The following is an 8,004-nucleotide window of genomic DNA, read 5'->3' as shown; positions in this document are numbered from 1 at the left end:
AACCGGATCGCCCCGTCCCTGAAGGACCTCGGGTTCACCCGCAAGGGCCTGAGGTTCACGTTCGAGCGGCCGGACCGTCGCGACTGTCCGTCGGTACACCCTCGGCAGGAACGACGCCGAGCTCCACGTCGACTTCTTCGCCCAGCCGCGTGTCTGGCGTGACTTCATGGCGCTCGAGGGCCGCGATCCAGACTGGCACCTGTGGAGCCAACGCGTCCTGGTTCCCGGCGCAACGGGCCCGATGCGGGACCACTGGTCCTTCGACCTCGACGACCTCGAGGCCGGCGCCTCGCTCACCGAGGAGGTGGTCGGACTGGCGCAAACCGCCGTGTCCTTCCTCGACCCGTCCGCCCTGCTCACCCACGTCCGCTCGAACCCGCACCTCCCCGGGCTCGGCAGCCGTCGCGAGGTGGTCGTCGCCAGTCTGCTCGCTGCGACAGAAGGGCCGTCGCCGGAGCTGGACGCGATGCTCCTCGCGTTCGACCAGGACCCCGACTGGCCCGACTTCAACCCGGCGTTCACCGGGTTCCTCCGCTCCTGGCTCGTCACCCGCTGACCCTTCCCCCAGCCCGGGGACCGTGACTACGTTGTGGGAACGCTTCACCAACTCTCGGGAGGTTCACCCATGCCACGCCTCAGGTCCCTTGTCGGCGCCATCCTCACGTCGGCAGTCGCGACCGGGCTCACCGCCACCCTCGCGGTCACGCCCGCCACGTCCAGCCCATCCACCTCGTCCAGCGAGACCGGCCCGTCCGCATCGCCCTCGGCACAGGGCGACATCCTCGAAGCCGTCCAGAACCTGCCGGGGGTCACCTCGGTCGCGGAAGCCACGGCCCCGGCCGGCTACCGGTTCTTCAAGATCACCTTCCGCCAGCCCGTCGACCACCGCGACCCGACGGCCGGCACCTTCGAGCAGCGCCTGACGCTGCTGCACAAGGACGCGGCCCGGCCGATGGTGATGTACACCAGCGGCTACAACGTCTCCAGCAATCCCAGCCGCAGCGAGCCGACGCAGATCGTCGACGGCAACCAGCTGAGCATGGAGTACCGCTTCTTCTCGACGTCGATCCCCGCGCGGCCCGACTGGCCCCGGGAGCTCACCATCTGGCAGGCCGCCTCCGACCAGCACCGCATCATCAAGGCGTTCAAGCGGCTGTACCGGGAGAACTGGCTCACGACGGGTGGCTCGAAGGGCGGCATGACCGCGACGTACCACCGACGGTTCTTCCCCGACGACGTCGACGGCACGGTGCCCTACGTCGCCCCGAACGACGTCGACAACGAGGACGACTCGTACAACGAGTTCCTCGCGAACGTCGGCACCGACCCGCAGTGCCGCGCCGACCTGACGGCCGTCCAGCGCCGGATCCTCGGTCCGGACCGGGCATGGTTCCTCGAACGCACCCGCCAGGAGGCGGAGGCGACCGGGGACACCTGGGACGTCCTCGGCAGCCTTGACCGCGGCATGGAGATCGCCGTGATCGACCTGTACTTCACGTTCTGGCAGTACTCCCCGCAGTCAGCGTGCACCGACGTCCCGCAGGCCGACGCGACCAACGAGGAGGTCTGGGACTGGACGCTGGGTGTGGTCCCGCTGACCGGCTACCTCGACCAGGGCCTGCTCGGCACGCTGCCGTACTACTACCAGGCTGCCTACCAGCTCGGCTGGTACGAGGCCTACGAGGAGCCGCTGGCCGACGTGCTGCAGCACCCGGGCGGTTGGGGCGGGCCGAACTTCGTGCCTGCCGACCTGTTGCCGATCGACTTCGACCGTCGCGCCATGGCCGACATCGACCGCTGGGTGCGCACCCGGTCGACCGAGATGCTCTATGTGTACGGCGGCAACGACCCCTGGGGCGCCGAGGCCTTCGAGTGCGGCCGACGGGCGGCGCAGCGCGCGTGCTCGGTGCACGTCGTCGAGGGCGGCACGCACGGGGCCCGCATCGCCCAGCTGCCGGAGGCGGAACAAGTGAGCGCCACCGCGCAGATCCGAGCGTGGGCGGGGCTCGACGCCGGCGGCGCTCGCCCCCGGCACAACGCGTCGCTCGACCGGGCGCCGGACTACCTGCGCCCGCCCGGGCGCTGAGCCGCGGCGCTCAGGCGAGCGCCACGACGCCGAGCTCGGCCGTTGCGACCAGCAACGGGTTCGTCGGGAGCACCCGCACGGTGTAGCCGAACGGGCCCGAGCGGCCGAGCTCGACCTGGCCGTCGAAGCGGTGCCGCCCGCCGTCGTACGACTCGACGAGGGTGAGGGGCGTCGTGGTCGCGTCGACGATGTCGTCCTCCGCGTCGACGCGGCCGTGGACCAGCTGCACCTGGACGTCGTCGGGCGACAGCTCCCCCAGGGCGACGTAGGAGTGCACGCCGAGGGTGCCGCCGACCTCGGCAGCGTCCTCGACGCCCTGGGCCTCGACGTGTTCGACGCGCACCTGCGGCCAGGCCGCGCGGACCCGCGCCTTCCATGCAGCGAGGTCGCGGGCGCCGTGCTCGGTGGCAGCGAGCGTGCGTGCATTGGCGACCGCCGGCGCGTAGAGCTGGGCAACGTAGTCGCGCACCATCCGGGTCGCGAGCACCTTGGGGCCGAGGGTGGTCCACGTGTGCCTCAGCATCTCGACCCAGCGGGCCGGGACGCCCTCGTGGTCGAGGTCGTAGAAGCGCGGTGCGACCTCGGACTCGATCAGGTCGTAGAGCGCGGCTGCCTCGAGGTCATCGCGCTTGTCGGAGTAGTCCTCCAGCCCGTCGGCGGACGGGATCGGCCAGCCGAACTCCGGGTCGTACCACTCGTCCCACCAGCCGTCGAGGATGGAGAGGTTGAGCCCGCCGTTGAGCGCTGCCTTCATGCCGGAGGTGCCGCAGGCCTCGTACGGGCGCAGCGGGTTGTTGAGCCAGACGTCGCAGCCGGGGTACAGCGGCAGCGCCAGCGCGATGTCGTAGTTGGGCAGGAACACGATCCGGTGGCGCACGTCCTCGGCGTCGGCGAAGCGCACGAGCTCCTGGATCAGCCGCTTGCCGCCGTCGTCGGCGGGATGTGACTTGCCGGCCACCACGAGCTGGATCGGTCGCTCGGGGTGCAGCAGGAGTGCCTTGAGCCGCGCGGGGTCGCGCAGCATCAGCGTCAGGCGCTTGTACGACGGCACGCGACGTGCGAACCCGATGGTCAGCACGTCCGGGTCGAGCGCCTCATCGATCCAGCCGAGCTCGGCCGGTGCCGCGCCGCGCTTCTCCCACGAACGCCGCAGGCGTCGACGGGCGTCGACGACGAGTCGCTCGCGCAGTGCCCGCTTGGTGCGCCACACGTCGGGGCCGGAGACCTTCGCGAAGGCTGCCCAGAACGCCTCGGCGTCGTCGTCCTCGGGATCGCCACCCTCGGCAGCGGCGAGGGCCAGGACCTCGGGCGCCACCCACGTGGGAGCGTGCACGCCGTTGGTGATCGAGGTGATCGGCACCTCGGCCTCGTCGAAGGCCGGCCACAGCCCGTTGAACATGCCGCGGCTGACGTGGCCGTGCAGCTGCGAGACGCCGTTGGCGCGCTGGGACAGCCGGAAGCCCATCACCGCCATGTTGAAGACGCCGGGATCGCCGCCGTCGTAGTCCTCGGCACCGAGCGCGAGGATCTGGTCGACCGGGACGCCGGGCGTCGCCCCGTGGTCGCCGAGGTACTGCTCGACGAGGGTGCGCGGGAAGCGGTCGATGCCTGCCGGGACAGGCGTGTGGGTGGTGAACACCGTCGAGGCGCGACCGATCTCGAGCGCCGTGGCGAAGTCGACGACATCGGCGCCGCCAGCGCCCTGCTCGCCGACGGTGAGCTCGCGGATCCGCTCAACGCCCAGGAATCCGGCATGGCCCTCGTTGGTGTGGAACACCTCGGGCGTGGGAGCACCGGTGATCCGGGAGTGGACGCGCAGGGCGCGGACGCCACCGACCCCGAGCAGGAGCTCCTGGCGCAACCGGTGTTCGGTGTTGCCGCCGTACAAGCGGTCGGTGATCAGCCGGTAGTGCTCGGGGTTCTCCTCGAGGTCGGTGTCGAGGAGCAGCAATGGCACCCGGCCGACCGCGGCGACCCAGATCCGGGCGAGCAGGTCCGGACCGTCGGGCATCCGGAGCGAGACGGTGGCGCGTTCGCCGGAGGCCTCGACCAGCGGCGACAGCGGGAGGCCGTCGGGATCGAGGACGGGGTAGCTCTCCTGCTGCCAGCCCTCGTGCGACAGGGCCTGCTTGAAGTACCCGTGCTTGTAGAGCAGGCCGACGCCGACGATCGGGACGCCGAGGTCGCTCGCGGCCTTGAGGTGGTCACCGGCGAGGATGCCGAGGCCGCCGGAGTACTGCGGCAGGACGGCCGTGATGCCGAACTCGGGCGAGAAGTAGGCGATTGCCTCGGGCCAGGTCGCGTCCGGTTCGGCGGCGCTGGCGCGCTGGTACCACCGCTCCCCCTCGAGGTACGACGACAGGTCGGCCCGCACCTCGGCGACGCGCGCGACGTACGACTCGTCGGCAGCCAGCTCGGCCCAGCGCTCGGCCGACACCTCGCCGAGCAACCGGGTCGGGTCCTGACCGGTGCTCACCCACAGGTCGGGGTCGACGGCCGCGAACAGCTCCTGGGTGGGTGGATGCCACGACCAGCGCAGGTTGGCGGCGAGCTCACCCAGGGAGGCAAGCGCGTCGGGCAGGAGGGGGCGGACCGTGAACCTTCGGATCGCACGCATGTGTCCGACCGTAGCCAATCCCACTTGAACGTTCCAATGCTGTTTGGGAAAAGCGCCCGTAACAACCGCTCGCCGGGGCCGTTGAACCGGGTACTAGCGGGCGGGGTGGTCATGGGGGCCACCTCGCCCGTTGTTTTTGCGCGAGCGGGTGCGCGGGCGGCCGCTTTCGGTCCGGGGTCCTAGGGTGGAACCAATGACCACGACCCCCGCCCTCCGCTCGGTCGCCGAGCACCAGCAGCACGTCGCTGCGCTCCTCGTACCGCGTGCCGGGGGGCAGGAGACGATCGCCGTCGCCGAGGCCCGTGGCCGCATCCTGGCTGCCACCGTCACCGCGCCCGAGGCGCTCCCCTCCTTCGACAACTCGGCGATGGACGGCTACGCCGTCCGGGCCGCCGACATCGCCGCCGCGACGTCCGACTCTCCGGCCGTGATCCCGGTCGCCGGTGACATTCCGGCCGGTGCCGCGGTGGGCGAGCTGGCGCCGGGCACCGCGCTGCGCATCATGACCGGCGCTCCGGTCCCCCGCGGCGCCGACGCGATCGTCGAGGTCGAGATCACCGACGGCGGCACCGACAAGGTCGCGATCACCGATGCACGCGACGTCGGGTCCTTCGTCCGTCCTGCCGGTTCCGATGTCGCAGTCGGCCAGGAGGTCCTCGCTGCCGGTGCCGTGCTCGGTCCGGCCCAGATCGGTGTGCTGGCAGCGCTCGGCATCGCGGAGGTCGTCGTACGACGACGGCCACGGGTACTGGTCTGCTCGACCGGCTCCGAGCTGGCCGACGACCCGGTCCCGGGGTCCGGGCAGATCCGGGACGCCAACGGCGCCCTGCTGGCCGCAGCCGTCGAGGAAGCCGGCGCGATCGCGGTCCGCAAGCTGTGGGTCGCCGACGACGTGCCCGCGTTCCTCGCCCTGCTCGACGCCGAGACCGCGGCGGGTGAAATCGATCTGGTGCTCACGTCCGGTGGCGTCAGTGCTGGCGCCTACGAGGTCGTGAAGGACGCGCTCGGCCCGCGCGGCGTGGAGTTCGTGAAGGTCGCCATGCAGCCCGGGATGCCGCAGGGTTCGGGAGTCGTCGGCGGTGTCCCCGTCGTGTGCCTGCCCGGCAACCCGGTGAGCGCGCTGACGTCGTACGAGGTCTTCGTCCGCCCGGCCCTGCGTACGGCGGCCGGCCATCCCCACCCGCACCGGCCGGTCGTGCGCGCCGCACTCACCGAGCCCCTCAGCCCGCTCAAGGGCAAGCGCCAGATGCGCCGCGCACGCCTCGACCGCGCGGCCGGCACGGTCACTCCGTGGGGCCCGCCCGGCTCCGGATTCCTCGGCTGGTTCGCCGGTGCCGACGCCCTCATCGACCTGCCCGCCGACGGTGGCCCGCTGCAGCCCGGCGACGCCGTCGACGTGTGGGACCTCAGCTTCAGTTAGGTTCGAACCATGGTCGGACGCATCCCCGTGATCGACGTCAACCCGCTGCTGGAGGCCGGTGCCACCGGCGGCCGGCTGGCCGTCAAGGCGAGCGTCGGCGAACCCTTCCCGGTCAGTGCAACGGTGTTTCGCGAGGGCCATGACCGGCTCGGCGCCGAGGTCGTGCTCGTCGCGCCCGACGGCACCCGGCACGCGCCCGTTGCGATGACGCCGCTCCCGGCCGTCGACCGGCACACGGTCAGTCGCTACGAGGCGTGGGTCGAGGCGGACAGCGTCGGCGCCTGGTCCTTCGAGGTGCAGGCCTGGTCGGACCCGATCGCGAGCTGGCAGCACGCGGCCGGCATCAAGATCCGGGCCGACATCGACACCGAGCTGATGTTCGCCGAGGGTCGGTTGCTGCTCGAACGGGTGCTCGCCGAGGGCGGCCCGGACCGGGCCGGCACGAGGATCCTGCGCGCCGCGATCAAGGCCAGCAGCGACCAGAAGCGCCCTGCCGCAGCCCGGCTCGCGCAGCTCGAATCACCCGAGCTGGTGGGGGTCCTGAACGCGCACCCGCTGCGGGACCTGCTCACGGTCGAGGGTCCGTTCCCTGTGTACGTCGACCGCCCCCGCGCCCTCTTCGGCAGCTGGTACGAGTTCTTCCCGCGCTCCGAGGGCGCGACGCACGACCCGCAGACCGGCGCGGTGGTGAGCGGGACCTTCCGGACCGCCGCCGAGCGACTGACCGCGGTGGCGGCCATGGGCTTCGACGTCATCTACCTCCCACCGATCCACCCCATCGGCGAGGTCAACCGCAAGGGCCCGAACAACACGGTGCTCGCCGAGGGCGAGCCGCTGCCGGCCGACTGGACCGGATCGCCCTGGGCGATCGGCAGCGCGGCCGGTGGCCATGACGCCGTCCACCCCGACCTCGGCACCCTCGCGGACTTCGACGCCTTCGTGGCGGCGGCCGGGGCGCTCGACCTGGAGGTCGCCCTCGACCTCGCCCTGCAGGCCGCTCCCGACCACCCGTGGGTGGCCGCACATCCCGAGTGGTTCACCACCCGGGCGGACGGGTCGATCGCCTATGCCGAGAACCCGCCGAAGAAGTACCAGGACATCTACCCGGTCAACTTCGACGCGCATCCCTACGACCACCCGGACAGCCTCGCGACCGAGGTGCTGCGCGTCGTACGGCACTGGATGGCGCACGGCGTCCGGATCTTCCGCGTCGACAACCCGCACACGAAGCCGGTCGCGTTCTGGCAGTGGCTGCTGGCCGAGGTCCGCCGGACCGACCCGGACGTGCTGTTCCTGGCCGAGGCATTCACCAAGCCGCCGATGATGCAGACGCTCGGTGCGATCGGCTTCCACCAGTCGTACACGTACTTCACGTGGCGCACCGCGAAGGTCGACATCGAGGACTACCTGCGCGAGGTGTCGCACGAGTCCGCCCACCGGATGCGGCCGAACTTCTTCGTCAACACCCCCGACATCCTCCACGAGTTCCTGCAGTACGGCGGCCCGGCCGCCTTCCGGATCCGGGCCGTGCTCGCCGCGATGTCGTCGCCCACGTGGGGGATGTACGCCGGCTACGAGCTCGGCGAGCACGTGGCCGTGAAGCCGGGCAGCGAGGAGTACCTCGACTCGGAGAAGTACCAGATCCGGGTCCGGGACTGGGGTACGGACGCCACCGGCCTGGCGTCGTACATCACGAGGCTGAACGGGATCCGGCGAGCCCATCCGGCGCTGCAGCTGCTGCGCAACCTCACCGTGCACCCGACCGACGAGGAGCACGTGCTGTGCTTCAGCAAGACCGCCGGGACCGACACCGTGATCGTGGTGCTCAACCTTGATCCCCACCAGGTGCACGAGACGATGGTGCACCTGGACCTGGCCGCC

General features: G+C 71.3%; 5 protein-coding genes. 4 read left to right on the top strand and 1 reads right to left on the bottom strand.

Annotated features, from left to right (window positions below; all coding sequences use genetic code 11):
• Positions 1–166 precede the first annotated feature (166 nt).
• Both ACOADB_RS24900 and ACOADB_RS24895 read left to right on the top strand, forming a co-directional pair.
• A complete protein-coding gene (locus tag ACOADB_RS24900; RefSeq protein WP_378605207.1) occupies positions 167–556 on the top strand; it encodes a hypothetical protein in 390 nt (129 codons plus the stop codon).
• A 69-nt stretch (positions 557–625) separates the two neighbouring features.
• Positions 626–2,086: a S28 family serine protease gene (locus ACOADB_RS24895; protein ID WP_378605204.1), complete on the top strand. Its 1,461-nt coding sequence runs from the start codon at positions 626–628 to the stop codon at positions 2,084–2,086.
• A 10-nt stretch (positions 2,087–2,096) separates the two neighbouring features.
• Here the strand turns inward: ACOADB_RS24895 and glgP are convergent, their stop codons facing one another.
• Positions 2,097–4,703, bottom strand: coding sequence for an alpha-glucan family phosphorylase (gene glgP / locus ACOADB_RS24890; protein ID WP_378605202.1), 2,607 nt, complete (start codon positions 4,701–4,703; stop codon positions 2,097–2,099).
• A 193-nt stretch (positions 4,704–4,896) separates the two neighbouring features.
• Here glgP and glp point away from each other — a divergent pair, with 193 nt between their 5' ends.
• Both glp and ACOADB_RS24880 read left to right on the top strand, forming a co-directional pair.
• Complete coding sequence (gene glp / locus ACOADB_RS24885) at positions 4,897–6,123, top strand: gephyrin-like molybdotransferase Glp (protein ID WP_378605199.1); 1,227 nt, start codon at positions 4,897–4,899, stop codon at positions 6,121–6,123.
• 9 nt (positions 6,124–6,132) lie between these two features.
• The coding region (locus tag ACOADB_RS24880) for a maltotransferase domain-containing protein (protein ID WP_378605196.1) at positions 6,133–8,004 on the top strand (1,872 nt) is incomplete at its 3' end.

The organism is Nocardioides sp. CPCC 206348 (assembly GCF_048654705.1).
Lineage (GTDB): Bacteria > Actinomycetota > Actinomycetes > Propionibacteriales > Nocardioidaceae > Nocardioides.
The sequence above is the reverse complement of the archived record's forward strand: the minus strand, read 5'-3'. Positions and strand labels throughout refer to the sequence as shown.

Excerpts from the sequence above, each read along its gene's own strand:
- ACOADB_RS24900 (WP_378605207.1), top strand. The coding sequence starts at position 167 with ATGGCGCTCGAGGGCCGCGATCCAGACTGGCACCTGTGGAGCCAACGC.
- ACOADB_RS24895 (WP_378605204.1), top strand. The coding sequence starts at position 626 with ATGCCACGCCTCAGGTCCCTTGTCGGCGCCATCCTCACGTCGGCAGTC.
- glgP (WP_378605202.1), bottom strand. The coding sequence starts at position 4,703 with ATGCGTGCGATCCGAAGGTTCACGGTCCGCCCCCTCCTGCCCGACGCG.
- glp (WP_378605199.1), top strand. The coding sequence starts at position 4,897 with ATGACCACGACCCCCGCCCTCCGCTCGGTCGCCGAGCACCAGCAGCAC.